Raw genomic sequence first — 16,679 nt, 5'->3', positions numbered from 1 at the left:
TCAGCGGACCAAGGCTGCCACGATCGCGACCACGGCGAGGACTCCGATGGCGATCAGCTCGGGCGCGGCCCAGCGGGTGATCACGTCACCATGCGACTGCTTGGAGTACTGGCCCTGGAGGGTCTCGATCCGGTTGACCACGAAGTCGGCCTTGGACAGGGAGTTGTCGGCCGCCAGCTTCCGGCCGCCGACACGCTGCTTGCGAAGGTCGCGCATGACCAGTTGGACGCCGGGCGCGCGGAACCGGTTCGCCTCGGTGTGCACCCGGAGGATGTCGGTCACGTCGACGCCGGTCACCTTCGACCACGGGATCAGATGGTCCCGCAGGTGGTTACGCAGCAGTAGATTCTCGGGGCTCAGCGTGACCGACGGCCGCATCAGTCCGGCGTACGCCAGGACCATGAAGATCGCGATGATGCTGCCGACCAGCAGCCCGGTGGCGGTCCGCCACTCCAGGACCACATCGACCAGGCCGAGGAGCCCGATCACCAGGACGATGGCCCCGGTGATCCGGTTCGACGCAGACAGGTACTGCTCGCTCTCGGGCGACTTCGACTTCACCCGCACAAAGTAACTGGCTGTCCGGAACAGCACTAGACTGCCACAGGTGACCACACTCGACAGCGGCGTCGACAGCCTGGCCGACGTGACCTCGTCCGAGGACCGGCTGCGCCGATTCCTGCTCGGGCTGCCGGGCGTCGACCAGGTCGGCGCCGAGGCCCGGGCCGCCACCCTGGGCACCCGGTCGATCAAGACCACCGCCAAGGCCTACGCACTCGACCTGGCGATCTCGATGATCGACCTGACGACGCTGGAGGGCCAGGACACACCCGGCAAGATCCGGGCCCTGTGCGCGAAGGCGAAGCGGCCCGACCCGGCCGACCCGACCGCCCCCCAGGTTGCCGCCGTCTGTGTATACCCCGACCTCGTGGCCACCGCGAAGCACGAGCTGAAGGGCTCCGGGATCAGCGTCGCGAGTGTCGCGACCGCCTTCCCCAGTGGACGTTCCAGCCTCGCGATCAAGGTCCAGGACACCAAGGACGCGGTCGCGGCCGGCGCCGACGACGTCGACATGGTGATCGACCGCGGCGCGTTCCTCTCCGGGCGTTACGGCCTGGTCTTCGACGAGATCACCGCGATCCGCGAGGCCGCCGGCGACGCGCACCTGAAGGTGATCCTGGAGACCGGCGAGCTGGTCACCTACGACAACGTCCGTCGTGCGTCCTGGCTGGCGATGCTGGCCGGCGCCGACTTCATCAAGACCTCCACCGGCAAGGTGTCCCCGGCGGCAACACTTCCGGTGACGCTGGTGATGCTCGAGGCGGTCCGCGACTACCACGAGGCCACCGGGCTGCACATCGGCGTCAAGCCGGCCGGCGGCATCCGGACCGCGAAGGACGCGATCAAGTACCTGGTCACGGTCAACGAGACCGCCGGACCGGACTGGCTGGACCCGGAGCTGTTCCGTTTCGGCGCTTCCAGTCTGCTGAACGACCTGCTGATGCAACGCACCAAGCTGGCCACCGGGAACTACCCCGGCCCCGACTACTTCACCTTGGACTGACAGGCATGAGCAGATTCGAGTACGCACCGGCCCCCGAATCGCGGGCGATCGTCGACATCAAGTCGTCGTACGGACTGTTCATCAACGGGCAGTTCACCGACGCGACGGACGGCAAGCCGTTCAAGACCGTGTCCCCCGCCTCCGAAGAGGTGCTCGCCGAGGTCAGCGAGGCTGGACCGGCCGATGTGGACAAGGCGGTGAGGGCGGCCCGCAAGGCTTTCGAGAAGGTCTGGGGCCCGATGAGCGGAAAGGACAGGGCGAAGTACCTGTTCCGGATCGCGCGGCTGATCCAGGAGCGTTCGCGTGAGCTGGCGGTGCTGGAGTCGCTCGACAACGGCAAGCCGATCCGCGAGTCCCGCGACGTCGACATCCCGTTGGTGGCGGCGCACTTCTTCTACTACGCGGGCTGGGCGGACAAGCTCGAGTACGCCGGTGTCGGCGACGACCCGCAGCCGTGGGGCGTCGCGGGCCAGGTGATCCCGTGGAACTTCCCGATGCTCATGCTGGCGTGGAAGATCGCCCCGGCGCTGGCGGCCGGCAATACGGTCGTGCTGAAGCCGGCCGAGACGACTCCGCTGACCGCGCTGGCGTTCGCGGAGATCTGCCAGCAGGCCGATCTGCCGCCGGGCGTGGTGAACATCGTCACCGGCGCGGGCCGGACCGGGCAGGCGCTGGTCGAGCACGAGGGCGTCGACAAGGTCGCGTTCACCGGTTCGACCGAGGTCGGCCGGGCGATCGCCAAATCGGTCGCGGGCACGCACAAGGCGGTCACGCTCGAGCTCGGCGGCAAGGCGGCGAACATCGTCTTCGAGGACGCGCCGATCGACCAGACCATCGAGGGCATCGTCAACGGCATCTTCTTCAACCAGGGCCACGTCTGCTGCGCGGGCTCACGGCTGCTGGTCCAGGAGAGTGTGTACGACGAGGTCCTCGCGCGACTGAAGCGCCGAATGGGCACGCTGCGCGTCGGCGACCCGCTGGACAAGAACACCGACATCGGCGCGATCAACTCCGCCGCCCAGCTGGCCAAGATCCGCGAGCTGTCGCAGATCGGCGAGGACGAGGGCGCCGAGCGCTGGTCGCCGGAGTGCGAGCTGCCGGCCCACGGCTACTGGTTCCCGCCGACCGTCTTCACCGGGGTGTCGCAGGCGCACCGGATCGCCCGCGAGGAGATCTTCGGCCCGGTGCTGTCCGTGCTGACCTTCCGTACTCCGCAGGAGGCGGTCGAGAAGGCGAACAACACGCCGTTCGGCCTGTCCGCCGGGATCTGGACCGACAAGGGATCGCGGATCCTCTGGATGGCGAACCAGCTGCGCGCCGGCGTCGTCTGGGCGAACACGTTCAACCGCTTCGACCCGACCTCGCCGTTCGGCGGGTACAAGGAGTCGGGCTACGGCCGCGAGGGCGGTCGCCACGGCTTGGAGGCCTACCTTGCCCACTGAGACCCAGAGGCTTGAAGTGCGCAAGACCTACAAGCTCTACATCGGCGGCGCCTTCCCGCGCAGCGAATCGGGCCGGTCGTACGTCGTGTCCAATGCCAAGGGCAAGTTTCTCGCCAACGCGTCGCAGGCCTCCCGCAAGGACGCTCGCGACGCCGTGGTGGCGGCCCGCAAGGCGTTCACCGGCTGGCACGGGCGGACGGCGTACAACCGCGGCCAGGTGCTCTACCGCATCGCCGAGGTGATGGAGGGCCGGCACCAGCAGTTCAGCGCCGAGGTGTCCGCGTCCGAAGGGCTGTCGATCTCCAAGGCCCGTGCGGTCGTCGACGAGTCGATCGACCGCTGGGTCTGGTACGCCGGGTGGGCCGACAAGCTCGCCCAGGTGGTCGGCTCCAGCAACCCGGTCGCCGGGCCGTACTTCGACTTCTCGTTGCCCGAGGCAACCGGTGTGGTCGCGGTGCTCGCGCCGCAGGACTCCAGCCTGCTCGGCCTGACCAGCGTGATCGCGCCCGCGATCGTGTCCGGTAACACGGTGGTCGCGGTCTCGTCGTTCGAGCGCCCGCTGCCGGCGATCACGTTGGGCGAGGTGATGGCGACCTCCGACGTACCGGGTGGGGTGGTCAACATCCTCACCGGTTCGGCGTCCGAGGTCGGCCCGTGGCTGGCCTCGCACATGGACGTCAACGCGATCGACCTGTGCGGGATCGTCGATCCCGAGGAGGCGACCGAGCTCGAGATCGCCGCGGCCGACAACCTCAAGCGGGTACGCCGTCCCGCCGAGGAGGACTGGTCCGCGGACCAGGGCATGTCGCGGCTCACGCAGTACCTCGAACTGAAGACCGTCTGGCACCCGATCGGAGTCTGAATCCTTGCTGAAGCCAGGTGACCGGGTCGCGATCGTCTCGCCGTCCCGGGGTCTGCCGGAGATCTTCCCCGGCCCTTACGAGCTGGGGCTGCGCCGGCTGCGCGACGACTTCGGGCTCGAGCCGGTCGAGTATCCGACGACCCGGAAGCTCCGGTCCACGCCGCAGGAGCGGGCCGACGATCTGCACGAGGCGTGGTCGGATCCGTCGATCCGCGCGGTGTTCGCGAGCATCGGCGGCGACGACCAGCTGACCGTGCTGAAGTATCTGGACCCGGCCGTCTTCCAGGCGGATCCGAAGCCGTTCTTCGGGTACAGCGACAACACGAATCTGCTCAACTTCCTGCACACGTTGGGTTTGCCGGCCTTCCACGGCGGCAGCGTGATGGTGCAGTTCGGCCGCGGCGGCGCGCTGCACCCGGACACCGAGCGATCGTTGCGGGCGGCAATGTTCACCGGCGGCGAGTTCGACCTGACGCCGGCCGAGGGGTGGACCGACGTCGACCACGACTGGGCGGTCCCGGAGAACCTCGAGACCGAGCCGCCGCTGTTCCCGGGCACCGGGTGGACGTGGAGCGGCACGCAGACGGTCAGCGGGAAGCTCTGGGGCGGCTGCGTCGAGATCCTCGACTGGCAACTGTCCGCGAACCGCTGGATGCTCCCGACCGAGTCGTACAGCGGGGTGTTCTTCGGCGAGACCAGCGAAGAGATGCCGACGTCCGAGGACGTCTACCGGGTGCTCCGCAACCTCGGCGAACGCGGCCTGCTCGAACGCTTCGACGCGGTTCTGTGGGGGCGCCCGAAGTCCAGGTCGCTCTTCCAGGAGATGACGCCGGAGCAGTCCTTCAGCTACGTCACCGGCCAGTACCTCGCCGTCGATCGGGCGCTCGCGGAGTACAACCCCACCGCCGTGGTCGTGAAGGGCCTCGACATCGGGCACACGGACCCGCAGTTCGTGCTTCCGTACGGCGGCCAGGTCCGGATCGACCCGCCCGCGGAACGAATCACAGTCGTTTACTGAACCGCTTCTGCGTTTGGTGTTTGGGGGACTGTGGTTCGTCTCCGGCTGGTGTGGACACGGAGTCATGTGGATCGGTCGAGTGGCTCGTTCGATCGGGGACTGAGACAGTCTGCGGTGGGCGGAGACACACTGCGGGGTCTGGAGACATGTTATTTCAGGTCCCCGGACCCCATTTCTTGTCTCCAGCCGCCTTTTCCTGTCTCGCCCCCCTCCGACCAGCCCCTCCGGCCCTACAACCCACGGACCGGTCCAAACCCGTCCACCGCCCGGAACGCCAGGCGTCCTCTTCCGTCGAGTCGTGGATTTGGGCTGCATCTGCGGACCGGGATTCACGACTCGGCGGGAGGGGGGTCGCCTTCTTGCACGACTCGGTGGGTGGGGCTAGCGGATGACGGTTGTGGTGAGGGTCGGATTCGGGTCGGGGTAGCAGGCTACGGGGGCGGTGGTGGTGAGGAACTTCCACTTGATCTTGGCCTGCAGGGTGAGACCGGGGTCGTCGTAACTGGTGCCTTTGAGTCTGGTTTCGACGGTGGTGCCGCGGCGGCCGGACTTGAGGCGGACGGCGAGGGTCGGGAGTTCGTAGTTGGCGCCGCCGGGGATCGGGCCGGGGACCTTGATCACGACGTCGGTGCCGTCGAGTTGCGCGGTGGGGGTGGAGTTGAGGCCGAAGCCGCCGGACACTTTCGCGCTGATGTACGACGAGTTGGCGGGCACCGGCACGCGGAGCGCCAGGTCGCGGACCTCTTGGAGCTTGAAGCCCTTGACCTCGCTGGGGAGCGACCCGGGCTGGAGGTCGACGGCGACGGTGAAGCGGGTGTTCGGCCGGACGGTGACCGGGGCGGTGGCGTTCACGGCCTGACGCAGCGACACGGTGTGCTGGCCGAACTTGGTGTTCGCCCGGCACGCATAGGTGGCAATCGGTTGAGCATTGATGGGGGCGAGCAAGGCGAGAGTCACCGCAAGACTGCAGAGAGTAGCCATATGGCCACTCTACGGAGTCATCGCCCGAACAGGAACCAGCCGCCGACACCTGCTGCAACGAAAACGACCGGCAACGCCAGCAGGAACCACATCCGCGTCCGGCGGCGTCGCCGTACCGTCGCGTCCGTCGCGTCCGTCGCGACCGTCGCGACCGTCGCGACCGTCGCGTCCGGGTCTTCGTCGGTGATCTCGGTGCGCTCCTCGGCGCGCAGCGGGGCCTCCTGCTCGAGCCGGTACGCCTCCGCCTCGAACCGCTCGGCCAGCGTGTCCGCGCGCTCCCAGCGGTCGTCGACGCGATAGGCCAGCGCCCGCCCGAAGATGTCGTCGAGCGGTCCGACCGAGTCGTGCAGCACCGAGCGCAGGCTCGGCGGCGGCAGGTCCGGGTCGCGGTTCAGCACCTCGCCGATCGAGCCCGCGACGTACGGCGGATGCCCGGTGATCAGCGCGAAGGTGACCGCGCCGATCGCGTAGATATCCGCTCGCTCGTCGAAGCCGCCGTCGCCGCGACCCTGCTCGGGCGCCATGTACGACGGCGTACCGACGGCCTGCGTGAGTCCCGAGGCCTCCGCGGCCCGTTTCGCCAGGCCCAGGTCGGCAAGCACGATCCGATGGGTGCCGCCGCCGGACTCGTCACCCGGTCGGAGCAGCAGGTTCGCCGGGGTGACATCGCGATGCACGACGCCTTCGCTGTGCAGCGCGGCCACAGCATGGGCCAGGTCCGCGCCCCACCACAGCGCGTCCACGGCATCCAGCGGTCCTTGGCGCAGTACGTCGCCGAGCGTGCCGCCGCCGATGTAGTCCATCACGAAGTACGGGCGGCCGTCGTCGAGCTTGCCCAGGTCGAAGACCCGGACGACCCGGTCGCTGGCGATCCGGCGCATCAGGCGCGCCTCGGACAGGAAGCGTTCGCGCACGTCGGCGCGCGACGCCCAGTTGTCCGCGAGGACCTTGACGGCGACGTCGACATCCAGGTCGTCGTCGTAACCCCGCCAGACTGTCGCGAACGCGCCCGCGCCGATCTTGTCCCGTAACCGGTACCGCCCGATGACATCCATCCGGGCTATTGTCGACCACAACTGAGCTCAAACGGGGCTCAAAAGGGGGAGCATGACCGAGGAGTTGGAAGAACTCGCGGCCCGCGCGGCGTCGGGGGACAAGACAGTGCTTCCACAACTCCTGCAGGCGATCCGGCCGCAGGTGCAGCGGCGGGTGGCGAAATTCCTCCCCTACCGCGAGGACGCCGAGGAGGCGGTCCAGGACACCTTGCTGCAGGTCGCCAACAAGGTGCACACCTTCAAGGGCACCGGCAGCTTCGCCGGCTGGGTGACGATCGTGGCCACCAACCAGGCCCGCCAGACCTACCGGTCGCTGAAGCGCCGCGCGGTCGAGCAGTCCGCCGAGGTGCTGCCGGAGTCGGTCGATCCACGCACCACGTCGGTGATCGCCGGCTCCCGCCTCGACCTGCTGGAGGCCCTCGAGGCGCTCGAGTCCAGCCACCCACAGCTCGTCCAGCCGCTGGTACTGCGCGACCTCGGCGCGCTGTCGTACGCCGAGATCGCCGACGAGCTCGACGTACCGCTCGGCACCGTGAAGGCCCGGATCCACCAGGCCCGCAAGGCCGTCGCGGAACGTCTCACCGTCCGCTAGGCCTCAGCCGAACGTCCGGCGCACCGCCACGGCCCGGCGCAGGTCGTCGAGGAAGTTGGCAGTCTGCCGGCGGATGCCCGGCGACACGCTCTCGTCCGCGATCAGCGCCTCGGCCGGCGCGATCAGCTGCTCGTCGATCGCGTACCTCGGGGCGATCCTGCTCGCGGTCAGGCCGACGACCATGCCGGCCCGGATCTCCGCGGTCCGCGCGATGTCGGTGAAGAACCGCTGCACGTACGGCGCGGTGATGGCGCTCTGCGACGGATGCCAGAACCCGTCCGCGGTGGCGAGCAGTTCCTGTACGCCGATCGCCGGGTCGGTCATGATCCGGGCCCAGGCCGCTTCCTTGCCGTCGGGCAGTGCCGCCCGGCAGCGGGCCGCGTGCGTCACTCCTTCCGTGGACTTGTCCCGGGCCAGCTCGGCGTCGATCTCGGCCGCACCGAACGCGCCGAGACGGACCAGCCGGAGCACGATCGCCCACCGCAGATCGGCATCGACGACCAGACCGTCCGGACCAGCACCGTTGAGCCAGGACCTCAGCAGATCGGCATCATCCGTCGTCGCGACGAACGTCCGCGCGACAATCAGCTGCAAGCTGCTTCCCGGCGCTGTGGTCGTCAGCTTGTTGCCGAGTGCATCGGCCACCGGCCCGCGGTGCTGCTCGTAGTCCAGGTAGCGCCCGAGCACCCGCGCCTCCAGCCACTGCGCCAACGAGCCGACCGCGATATCGCTGTCCTCCTCCGGAAGAGCAGCAACGAACAGCTCGAGCGCCCGCCGGGGATCCAACTCGGCATCCGCGACCGAGTCCCGGATCGAGTTCCAGACCACCGCACGGGTAGTGCTGTCCGCGATCTTCGGCAGCACCTCCGGCAGGTTTGCCAGACTGACGGCGTCCAGCCGAATCTTCACCCAGGTGTCGTCGTTCGCGTCCGCGATCACCACATCGTTGCTCAGCGCAACTTCTGCGGAGTCCCCGGCCAGCACCACATCGACCAACGTTGCCGACCCCTCGGCGGCGTACCCACCGACACTCAACTTGTGCAGCCGCCGTGAGTCATCAGGGCTCGTCCGATGCAGGACAACGCCGGAATCCGTCCGCTCGACGGAGATCGTGTCCAACCCCGACGTACGCAGCCATTGCTCCGACCACGCGTCCAGGTCCCGCGCACCGGCCTCGGTCAACTTCTGGATGAACTCACCCAGCTCCGCGTTCCCGTACTCGTGGGCCTCGAGATGCGCGTTGACCCCCTTGAGGAAGACGTCATCCCCGAGGTACTTCGCCAACTGCTTCAAGACCGCCGCGCCCTTGGCATAGGAGATCCCGTCGAAGTCGTCCAGCGACTGCCGCGCATCCTTCAGACTGTCCGGTGCGACCGGATGCGTCGAGCTGCTCTGGTCCGTCTGCAGCCCCCACCACTTCCGCACGAACGCGAAATCCGTCCAGTTGCCGCCGTAGCTGGTCGCGTCCTCCGACACCCGGTGCGCCATGTATTCGGCGAACGACTCGTTCAGCCACATGTCGTTCCACCACTTCATCGTGACCAGGTCGCCGAACCACATGTGCGCCATCTCGTGCACCAGCACACGCGAGCGGGTACTGCGTTCGGCCTCGGTCACCGGCCCGCGGAACACGAGGTCGTCCGAGACCGTGACACAGCCCGGGTTCTCCATCGCGCCGAGGTTGAAGTCCGGCACGAACACCTGCCAGTACTCGCCGAACGGGTACCGCTGCCGGAACATCCCGTGATACGCGTCGAAGGCTTCCCGGGTGGACCGGAACAAATCCTCGGCGTCGCGTTCCAGGTGCTCCTGCAGCGATTGCCGGCAGGCGAGCCCGAGCGGGATCCCGTCGTACTCGCTGCGGGTCAGGTGGTACGGGCCGGCGACGAGGGTGACGAAGTACGTCGACAGTGGCTTGGTCTCGGCGAGCACCCACTCCCCTGGCGCGGTCCGCGTGGCGGCGCCGTTGCCCAGGACAACCCAGTCCTCGGGGCATTTCACCGTCATGGTGTACGGCGCCTTGAGATCGGGTTGGTCGAAGCAGGGGAAGTACCGCGGGGCGGACTCCAGCGACGACATGCCGTACGTGTAGACGCGCCCGTCGGCGGCGTCGACGGATCGGACCAGGCCCTCGCCGTCCGCGGAGTACTTGAGCTCAGCAGTCACGACGAGCTCGTTCTCGGCCGTCAGCCCGGCGAGCGGGAAGCGGCCGCCGTCCAGCGCGCCGACATCCAGTGCTTCACCATTGACTACGACGCTGATCAGCCGCTCGGGCTTCACGTCGACCCAACTCGTGCTGCTCGTGGCCCCGAAGCGGATCCGGCTGGTCGTGACGAACGTGTCCCCGGAGCCGGTGAGGTCGAACGCGACCTCGTACGACCGCAGGTCCAGGTCTGCCGCCCGTTGCCGGGCCTCTTCTACCGTGAGCGCGCGCATGACCTGCACGCTATCCCGGCACGGGACACTAAGTGTGAGCGGTGGCCGCCGCCAGCTTTGCGACCGCGCGAATCTCCTCGTTCGTCGTACTCTCCAGCACGCCGGCGATCAGCTCGGCATCCGCGGGCTCGGCCAGGACGGTCAGCACGTTCAACGCGCTCACGTGATCGAAGCCGGCCCGAAGGTCTTCATCGGGTTCCGCCGGCGGCCGGGCGAGGATCTCGCGCGCGACCTGCCGGACCTCGTCGGCCATCGGTTCGAGCGGGTTGCCGCCGCTCACCCGCGTGTACGCCGCGGCCACCTGGTACATGTTCAACGCCCGGCACACCATGCCGATGTGCTGGCTGTGCAGCAACGCACCGAACGCCTGCAGCGGAATGCCGACCTCGTCCATACCCGCACGCTAGCTGAAGAACGCGAGCACCTTCTGGGCGGCATCAGGCCCGGACATCATCTTCGCGACCTCTGCCGAGCTCTCCGCGACCTTGGCGGTGCACTCGAACATGGCCGGCTCGTAGGCCTCGAGCGCCGCGTCCAGATCGCCCGGATGCGCAGCGATCGCCTGCGCGAGTTCGGCTGCGTCCCGCATGGCCTGGTTCGCGCCCTCGCCGTGCGACGGCATCAGGTGCGCCGCGTCCCCGAGCAGGGTCACACCCGACCGGCGCGGCCAGGTCATCCCGATCGGCAGGAGGTACGCCGGGCGCACGACGAACGGCTCGTCACAGGCGGCCAGCAAGCGCCGGAACTGCGGAGCCCATTCGTCCGGAAGGTCGGTCGCTGCCGCCGGGTCCAGGTCGGACGGACCGTAGATCGACACGCTGACCTGGACCACGCCGTTCCCGTTGCGTTGCGCGCCCAGCATCCGGTCCGGTCCGAACGCCCAGTAGTTGCCGCGGCCAACCATCTCGGCCAGTTCGGGCCGGGTGCGATCGGCATCGCGGATCGAGCTCTGCACGACGACCTTGCCGGAGTACGTCGGCTCGATGTCGGTGAGCAGCGGACGGACCCGGGAGTTGGCGCCGTCCGCGCCGACGAGCAGGTCGCACGTCGCGGTACTGCCGTCGGCGAAGTGCAGGAGGTGTCCGCCCTCGTGCGCTTCCGCAGAAGTGAAGGCGCTCCCCCAGCGGACCGTGTGCGCGGGGAGTGAGCTCAGCAGGATGTTCCGCAGGTCGGCGCGGTCGATCTCCGGGCGCAGCATCGGCGCGTCGTCCGGGGTGTCCTCCTGGAGCAGCATCGTGCCGGTGTGGTCCAGCATCCGCAGGTCCTGCCCCTCGCCGCGGGCGGCCGCGAGGAACTCCCGCTCCAGTCCGGCCGCTCGGAGGGCGGCCTGGCCGGTGTCGGTGTGCAGATCGAGCATGCTGCCCTGGCTGCGGGCATCGCCGGACGCGTCACGCTCGAACACGACGGAGTCGATGCCGTGGACGTGCAGGATCCGGGCGAGCGTGAGGCCGCCCGGGCCGGCGCCGATGATCGCGATCATGAAGAACTCCTGTCGATACGCCGTAGCTTTCGATACACCGTATCAGAACAAGGCGGTGTATCGTTCGGGTCCTGGAGGTGTGATGTGACAGACCTGATTTGGGATCGCCCGGAGCCGTCCGAGCGACGGGCCCCGAGCCCGCTCAGCCGGCAGCGCATCGTGCGGGCCGCGATCGAGCTGGCCGACAGCGCGGGCCTCGACGCCGTGTCGCTGCGGAAGGTCGGCAGTGCACTCGACGCCGGTCCGATGCGCCTCTACCGGTACGTCGACACCAAGGACGAGCTGCTCACGCTGATGGTCGACGCCGCGTACGCCGAGATTCCGGCGCCCGCCGGAGCGACCTGGGACGCCGTCCTCAGCTCGATCGCGACCGGGATCCGGGGCGTGGCCCTGCGGCACGAATGGTTCGCGGAGCTGCTCGGCGGCCGGCCGCATCTGGGTCCGGCGACCCTCGCCCACGGCGAAGCGGCGCTGACCGCCTTGCGTGCCACCGGGCTCGACGATCTCGGCACCGTCACCGGCGCCCTTGCGACGGTGAACGTCTACGTGATCGGCGCGGTCCGCAAGGAGGTCGCCGAGCGCCGGGCTCAGCGCGCCAGCGGGCTCGACCAGCGGCAGTGGCAGCACGCGACAGCGCCGTACCTGCTCCGGATGTTCGCGACCGGTGACTATCCCGCGATGGAGGAATGGGTCCACGACGCCCCCCATCTGCAGGCCGACGAGGTGTTCGAGCTCGGCCTGACGTACCTGCTGGAAGGCATCAGGAGCAGCCTGCGCAACTAGGCGCCTGCCGCCGCGTGCAGGTGACCGGCCAGGAGGTGCGCCGACTGGGGAGCGTTCGCGGCGTAGCAGAGCAGATGTGCGCGGGTCGACCAGGCGTCCTGCAGCGGGCAGATGTCCAGCGCGGCGATCGCGTCGACGGCCCGGCGCGGGACGATCGCGAGTCCGGCACCGGCGGTGGCGAGCGTGATCAGCGTGTGCAGGGTCGGTACGACGGTGCGGTAGCGCGGCGCCGGCGCGTGCGGGCCGAGGCGCTCGTCCATCCATTGCGTGAGCGGGGACTTGCGGTCGAGTCCGACCAGCGGGTGTTCGGCGACTTCGGCGTACGCGATCGACGTGCGGCCGGCGAGGGTGCCGCCGGCCTGGCCGATGACGACCAGCGAGTCGTCGGCGAGCGGTTCGGTCCGCAACGAGGTCGGTTCGTCGTCGAGGATGACGCCCAGGTCGGCCTCTCCCGCGGCGAGCAGCCGGACACTGCGGACGGTACGCCGCTCGCTCACGTTCACGTCGTACTCCGGATGCTCGCGGAGGAACGTGGCGAGGGCGACCGGGACGAGCTGGTGCATCGCGGAACCGCCGGCGACGAGCCGGATCGGGGCGGTCCTGGAGACGGCGTACGACGCGACCGCACTGTCCAACCTGGTCGTCTCGGCGAGGACTTCGCGGGCGTGCCGAGCCAGCGTGGCACCCGCGGGAGTCAGCCGGACGCCGCGCCGCTCGCGGATCAGCAGCGGTACGCCGGCCTGCGCTTCGAGCGCTCTGACCCGTGCGCTGGCCGAAGGCAGGCTGAGGTGCATCACCCGCGCACCGGCGGTGATCGAGCCCTCTGCCGCGACATGCGTGAAGAGCCGGAGATCGTCGAGGTCGTACCGCATGGGATCAGCCTACGTCTCAGCCTGAGGCTGGCTAGGGAGATCGCGCATTGTGGAAGGCGGTTGCAACCCTGATCCTCGAAGGGTGCTGCTGATCCTTCTGGCCGGTGTCGCCGCCGGCGCGCTGAACGCCATCGGCGGTGGCGGGAGCTTCGTGGCACTCACCGCGCTGGTCGCGGCCGGCATGCCGCCGGTCACCGCGAACGCGACCACGACCGTCGCCCTGCTGCCCGGCAACGCGACGAGTGCATGGGTCTACCGCCGCGAGTTCGAGGCGCTCGCCCATCCGTCGCCGGCGCGGCTGACTCTCGCCAGCGTCTGCGGCGGCGCGATCGGCGCCGGCCTGCTGCTGTGGTTGCCATCGGCATCTTTCGACGCCGCGGTGCCGTGGTTGCTGGCGTTCGCGACCGTCGTCCTCGCCTTCGGCCGGCGGTTGACGGCCGCGCTGCGGCTGGGCCAACCCGGCCCGGCGGCGGTCCTGGCCGGGCAGTTCGCGCTGGCGATCTACGGTGGGTACTTCGGCGGCGCGGTCGGGCTGATGATGCTCGCGTTCTGGACCGCGACGACCTCGCTCGACCCGGCCCGCGGGAATCCACTGCGGGTCATGCAGGTCGCGGCCGTCTACCTGACCGCTGCGGTGATCTTCGTCTTCGCTGCCGACGTACTGTCTCAGCCGATCCGCCTGGTCGCCTTGCTCGCCGGCGCCGTCGTCGGTGGCTACTTCGGCGCCCACGTCGTACGCCGACTGCCGCCGGCTGTGTTGCGCGTGCTGGTGCTCACGACCGCGATCGCGATGACCGCCGTCTTCTTCGTGCGGGCGTTCGGATGAACCGCGCTCAGTTGGCAATGGCCTACCAGGCTTGCGAAGTCGCGGATCTCGCGACTGCCGCAGTCACGCTCGAGGATCCGGCCGTGGCGCACGAGCAAGCCGCTCGCGTAGTGGCGGCCGCTCACCAGCTGATGGAAGCCGCCGACCGCCTCGCCAATCCGTCAGCGCCGACGGACTCCTTGCAACTGTTCGCCTACGAGCATCCGGAGGACGCGGCGGCTGACATCAGTGTGTGGGTCCACCGCTGCCGAGGTCACGATTGCCCAGGCGCTGACGCTCACGCTCGCGGTTGAGGTACAGGCCGGTGGCCGTCGACACGCTGGTGAGCAGCCAGACGGCCACGCCGGCGTCGTCGGTCACACCGATCAGCGGCAGCACGTCGGGCAGGATGTCGATCGGCGAGATCAGGTAGACCAGCGCCAGCACCCAGATGAACGGCCGGCTCTTCGGCAGGTCGGCATACGCGCCTTGGCGGACGTCCCGGAGCAGCCGCGGCAGGGCGCGGGCCCGCTGGAAGATGTCCCCGACCGGCACCGGCTCGCCGTTGGCGATCTTGCGCCGGCGGACGCGACGCCGCCGTACGACGTCGAGCGCGCCGACCGCCACGCCGACCACGAGCAGCACGCCGCCGACCAGTGCCGCGGGCATCCCGGCCACGTCCCCGTCCCGGAGGATCAGGGTCAACAGGCCGACCAGCCCGACGAACCCACCGAAGTACACCATTCACCAACTGTAGGCGCGAAAGTCCGCCGAAAGCGGAGGGCCGGGCCTATGACCGGCGCGTCTACCTTGGAGGCGTGCGACTACTGGTGGTGGAGGACGAGGAAGGGCTGGTCAGTGCGTTGCGCTCCGGACTCGGCCGGGCCGGGTACGCCGTTGACGCCGCGACGACCGGCGGTGCGGCGGTGGAGAAGCTCGCGACCACGGCGTACGACCTGGCGATCCTGGACATCACGCTGCCGGACACCAGCGGCCTCGAACTGTGCCGCGCTGTCCGGCGGGGCGAGATCGAGGTTGCGTCCGGGCGGGAACTGCGGGTGTTGATGCTGACGGCTCGCGCCTCGCTGGCCGACCGCGTCCGCGGGCTCGACGAGGGTGCGGACGACTACCTGACGAAGCCGTTCGCGCTGGTCGAATTGCTCGCGCGGATCAGGGCGTTGCTGCGTCGCGACGTCACCAACGGGACGACCCAGCTGCACGTCGGCGAGCTCGTGCTCGACTCGTCCCGCCACCTCGCCACCCGCTCCGGTCGCGAGTTGACGCTGACGTTGAAGGAGTTCGGCGTACTGCGGTATTTGATGTCGCGCCCGGGTCATGTCGTCTCGGCCGAGGAACTGCTCGAGCATGTGTGGGACGAGAACGCCGACCCGTTCACGCAAAGCGTCCGCGTGACCGTCGGGACGCTGCGCCGCAAGCTCACCCAGGACGGCGAGGAACCGGTTCTGGAGACCGTGATCGGCCGTGGCTATCGGCTCCGAGGTGACGAATGAAGTTCCCTGCCTGGAGGCAGACGATCCGGTTCCGCCTGACTCTGACGTACTCCGCCGTACTGATCGCGCTGTCGGCGTTGCTGCTCGGCGGGGTGTACCTCGCGCTGGAGCAGATCTTCGATCCGAAACCGCTGAACCAGATCGAGGTGAAGAAGTACTACAAGGACGCCCAAGGTGAATTGCACCTCAAGCCGGGCCAGGTGATCCAGGCGGCCGAGTTGTCGAGTGTGCAGTCCGCGGTGAACTACCAGACGCTGCAGAGCCTGCGGGACTACTCGGCCGCGGGCATGGCCGGACTGTTCCTGGTCAGCCTCGGCACCGGCTGGTGGCTCTCGGGTCGGGCACTTCGGCCGGTACGGCGGATCACGGCGACCGCACAGGAGATCTCGGCGACCGATCTCTCCCGGCGGATCGCGCTCGACGGCCCGCGGGACGAACTGCGGAACCTGGCCGACACCGTCGACGACATGCTCGACCGCTTGGAGTCGGCGTTCGTGGCGCAGCGCCAACTGGTCGACGACGCGTCGCACGAGCTGCGCAATCCGCTCGCGGTGATCCAGGCGAACGTCGACGCCGTACTCGCGCATGACGACACGCCACCGGAGGACCGGGCGCAGGCCACCGCGATCGTCAGCCGGGCGATCGAGCGGATGACGCGGCTGGTCGAGGATCTGCTCGCCTCCGCGCGCCGCTCGTCGCCGGCGTTCGTCGATGCGGACGTGAATCTCGGCGCGATCGCCGGCGAAGCAGCCGAGGAGTACGAGTTGCTCGCCGCGGATCGGGAGCTTCACGTCGTACTGCGGCTTGATCCGGGGCCGACTACTGTCGGTGATGCGTCGGCGCTGCGGCGGGCGGTCGACAACCTGCTCTCGAACGCGGTACGGCTGGCCCGGGGCGGCAGCGAGCTCGTCCTCGCGGTCGGAAGCCGCGATGGCTGGGCGTGGATCGCGGTCCGCGACGAAGGACCTGGTATCGCGGCCGACGACGCGGATCGGGTCTTCGACCGCTTCTTCCGCGCTGGACAGAGGCAGGCGCCTGCGACCGTACCGTCCAGTGGTGAGCGCCGGACCGGCCTCGGTCTGGCCATCGTCCGGCAGATCGCCGAGTCTCACGGCGGCACCGTCGCGCTGCACTCGGAGCTCGGCGTCGGCAGCACGTTCGTTCTGTGGCTACCGGAGCGCTCGCTCACCAGCACCACCCGCCGGTCGCCGGCGCCGCCGGAGCAGGATCCGCTGGGTCCGCGGCCCAGCTGACCCGGCGAGCGCCGAAGCTCGCCGT

17 protein-coding genes are annotated in these 16,679 nt (G+C 69.1%); 9 read left to right on the top strand and 8 right to left on the bottom strand.

Annotation, left to right across the window (positions count from 1 at the left end; genetic code table 11):
• Complete coding sequence (locus tag EV645_RS15175) at positions 1 to 561, bottom strand: PH domain-containing protein (protein WP_130444196.1); 561 nt, start codon at positions 559 to 561, stop codon at positions 1 to 3.
• A gap of 46 nt (positions 562 to 607) precedes the next feature.
• Here EV645_RS15175 and deoC point away from each other — a divergent pair, with 46 nt between their 5' ends.
• From deoC to EV645_RS15155, 4 genes are read left to right on the top strand one after another with little or no spacing between them, the layout of a single operon-like run.
• Entirely contained in the window at positions 608 to 1,564 is a 957-nt protein-coding gene (deoC, locus tag EV645_RS15170; protein ID WP_130444194.1) for a deoxyribose-phosphate aldolase, read from the top strand.
• A 5-nt stretch (positions 1,565 to 1,569) separates the two neighbouring features.
• The gene (locus EV645_RS15165; protein WP_130444192.1) at positions 1,570 to 3,006 is read left to right on the top strand and encodes an aldehyde dehydrogenase family protein; all 1,437 of its coding nucleotides are present in this window, start codon (positions 1,570 to 1,572) and stop codon (positions 3,004 to 3,006) included.
• Positions 2,996 to 3,868, top strand: coding sequence for an aldehyde dehydrogenase family protein (locus EV645_RS15160; RefSeq protein ID WP_130444190.1), 873 nt, complete (start codon positions 2,996 to 2,998; stop codon positions 3,866 to 3,868). The genes EV645_RS15165 and EV645_RS15160 overlap by 11 nt, the downstream gene beginning before the upstream one ends.
• Before the next feature lie 4 nt (positions 3,869 to 3,872).
• Positions 3,873 to 4,886: a S66 family peptidase gene (locus EV645_RS15155; protein ID WP_130444188.1), complete on the top strand. Its 1,014-nt coding sequence runs from the start codon at positions 3,873 to 3,875 to the stop codon at positions 4,884 to 4,886.
• Positions 4,887 to 5,267: 381 nt separating this feature from the next.
• Here the strand turns inward: EV645_RS15155 and EV645_RS15150 are convergent, their stop codons facing one another.
• Entirely contained in the window at positions 5,268 to 5,867 is a 600-nt protein-coding gene (locus tag EV645_RS15150) for a hypothetical protein (protein WP_130444186.1), read from the bottom strand.
• Between the two features lie 17 nt (positions 5,868 to 5,884).
• The gene (locus EV645_RS15145; protein ID WP_130444184.1) at positions 5,885 to 6,922 is read right to left on the bottom strand and encodes a serine/threonine-protein kinase; all 1,038 of its coding nucleotides are present in this window, start codon (positions 6,920 to 6,922) and stop codon (positions 5,885 to 5,887) included.
• Between the two features lie 52 nt (positions 6,923 to 6,974).
• On the opposite strand from EV645_RS15145, the gene EV645_RS15140 reads away from it, so the two are divergent.
• The gene (locus tag EV645_RS15140; protein ID WP_130444182.1) at positions 6,975 to 7,514 is read left to right on the top strand and encodes an RNA polymerase sigma factor; all 540 of its coding nucleotides are present in this window, start codon (positions 6,975 to 6,977) and stop codon (positions 7,512 to 7,514) included.
• A gap of 3 nt (positions 7,515 to 7,517) precedes the next feature.
• Here the strand turns inward: EV645_RS15140 and pepN are convergent, their stop codons facing one another.
• From pepN to EV645_RS15125, 3 genes are read right to left on the bottom strand one after another with little or no spacing between them, the layout of a single operon-like run.
• Positions 7,518 to 9,950, bottom strand: coding sequence for an aminopeptidase N (gene pepN / locus EV645_RS15135; protein WP_130444180.1), 2,433 nt, complete (start codon positions 9,948 to 9,950; stop codon positions 7,518 to 7,520).
• A gap of 28 nt (positions 9,951 to 9,978) precedes the next feature.
• Positions 9,979 to 10,344 carry a hypothetical protein gene (locus EV645_RS15130; protein WP_130444178.1) on the bottom strand — a complete coding sequence of 122 codons (366 nt, stop codon included), beginning with the start codon at positions 10,342 to 10,344 and terminating at the stop codon, positions 9,979 to 9,981.
• 9 nt (positions 10,345 to 10,353) lie between these two features.
• Positions 10,354 to 11,430: an FAD-dependent oxidoreductase gene (locus EV645_RS15125; RefSeq protein WP_130444176.1), complete on the bottom strand. Its 1,077-nt coding sequence runs from the start codon at positions 11,428 to 11,430 to the stop codon at positions 10,354 to 10,356.
• A gap of 84 nt (positions 11,431 to 11,514) precedes the next feature.
• Between EV645_RS15125 and EV645_RS15120 the strand changes: the two genes are divergently transcribed.
• Positions 11,515 to 12,213 carry a TetR/AcrR family transcriptional regulator gene (locus EV645_RS15120; protein WP_198681639.1) on the top strand — a complete coding sequence of 233 codons (699 nt, stop codon included), beginning with the start codon at positions 11,515 to 11,517 and terminating at the stop codon, positions 12,211 to 12,213.
• On the opposite strand, the gene EV645_RS15115 is transcribed toward EV645_RS15120, so the two are convergent.
• Positions 12,210 to 13,085 carry a LysR family transcriptional regulator gene (locus tag EV645_RS15115; RefSeq protein ID WP_130444172.1) on the bottom strand — a complete coding sequence of 292 codons (876 nt, stop codon included), beginning with the start codon at positions 13,083 to 13,085 and terminating at the stop codon, positions 12,210 to 12,212. The genes EV645_RS15120 and EV645_RS15115 overlap by 4 nt on opposite strands.
• Before the next feature lie 82 nt (positions 13,086 to 13,167).
• Between EV645_RS15115 and EV645_RS15110 the strand changes: the two genes are divergently transcribed.
• Positions 13,168 to 13,911: a sulfite exporter TauE/SafE family protein gene (locus EV645_RS15110; RefSeq protein WP_130444170.1), complete on the top strand. Its 744-nt coding sequence runs from the start codon at positions 13,168 to 13,170 to the stop codon at positions 13,909 to 13,911.
• Between the two features lie 225 nt (positions 13,912 to 14,136).
• On the opposite strand, the gene EV645_RS15105 is transcribed toward EV645_RS15110, so the two are convergent.
• The gene (locus EV645_RS15105) at positions 14,137 to 14,634 is read right to left on the bottom strand and encodes a YkvA family protein (protein ID WP_130444168.1); all 498 of its coding nucleotides are present in this window, start codon (positions 14,632 to 14,634) and stop codon (positions 14,137 to 14,139) included.
• A 74-nt stretch (positions 14,635 to 14,708) separates the two neighbouring features.
• Here EV645_RS15105 and EV645_RS15100 point away from each other — a divergent pair, with 74 nt between their 5' ends.
• Positions 14,709 to 15,401 (top strand): response regulator transcription factor, encoded by a 693-nt coding sequence (locus EV645_RS15100; protein WP_130444166.1) that lies wholly within the window; start codon positions 14,709 to 14,711, stop codon positions 15,399 to 15,401.
• Positions 15,398 to 16,654 carry a sensor histidine kinase gene (locus tag EV645_RS15095; protein ID WP_130444164.1) on the top strand — a complete coding sequence of 419 codons (1,257 nt, stop codon included), beginning with the start codon at positions 15,398 to 15,400 and terminating at the stop codon, positions 16,652 to 16,654. The genes EV645_RS15100 and EV645_RS15095 overlap by 4 nt, the downstream gene beginning before the upstream one ends.
• The last annotated feature ends 25 nt before the right edge of the window (positions 16,655 to 16,679 follow it).

The organism is Kribbella rubisoli (genome assembly GCF_004217145.1).
In the GTDB taxonomy this organism is placed as follows: domain Bacteria; phylum Actinomycetota; class Actinomycetes; order Propionibacteriales; family Kribbellaceae; genus Kribbella; species Kribbella rubisoli.
Note: the sequence above shows the minus strand (reverse complement) of the source record. Positions and strands in the feature narration are given on the sequence as shown.

What these genes read in the sequence shown, in the direction of transcription:
- EV645_RS15165 (WP_130444192.1), top strand. Translation starts at nt 1,570, where the DNA reads ATGAGCAGATTCGAGTACGCACCGGCCCCCGAATCGCGGGCGATCGTC.
- EV645_RS15105 (WP_130444168.1), bottom strand. Translation starts at nt 14,634, where the DNA reads ATGGTGTACTTCGGTGGGTTCGTCGGGCTGGTCGGCCTGTTGACCCTG.
- EV645_RS15095 (WP_130444164.1), top strand. Translation starts at nt 15,398, where the DNA reads ATGAAGTTCCCTGCCTGGAGGCAGACGATCCGGTTCCGCCTGACTCTG.
- pepN (WP_130444180.1), bottom strand. Translation starts at nt 9,950, where the DNA reads ATGCGCGCGCTCACGGTAGAAGAGGCCCGGCAACGGGCGGCAGACCTG.
- EV645_RS15130 (WP_130444178.1), bottom strand. Translation starts at nt 10,344, where the DNA reads ATGGACGAGGTCGGCATTCCGCTGCAGGCGTTCGGTGCGTTGCTGCAC.
- EV645_RS15125 (WP_130444176.1), bottom strand. Translation starts at nt 11,430, where the DNA reads ATGATCGCGATCATCGGCGCCGGCCCGGGCGGCCTCACGCTCGCCCGG.
- EV645_RS15145 (WP_130444184.1), bottom strand. Translation starts at nt 6,922, where the DNA reads ATGGATGTCATCGGGCGGTACCGGTTACGGGACAAGATCGGCGCGGGC.
- EV645_RS15140 (WP_130444182.1), top strand. Translation starts at nt 6,975, where the DNA reads ATGACCGAGGAGTTGGAAGAACTCGCGGCCCGCGCGGCGTCGGGGGAC.
- EV645_RS15115 (WP_130444172.1), bottom strand. Translation starts at nt 13,085, where the DNA reads ATGCGGTACGACCTCGACGATCTCCGGCTCTTCACGCATGTCGCGGCA.
- EV645_RS15150 (WP_130444186.1), bottom strand. Translation starts at nt 5,867, where the DNA reads ATGGCTACTCTCTGCAGTCTTGCGGTGACTCTCGCCTTGCTCGCCCCC.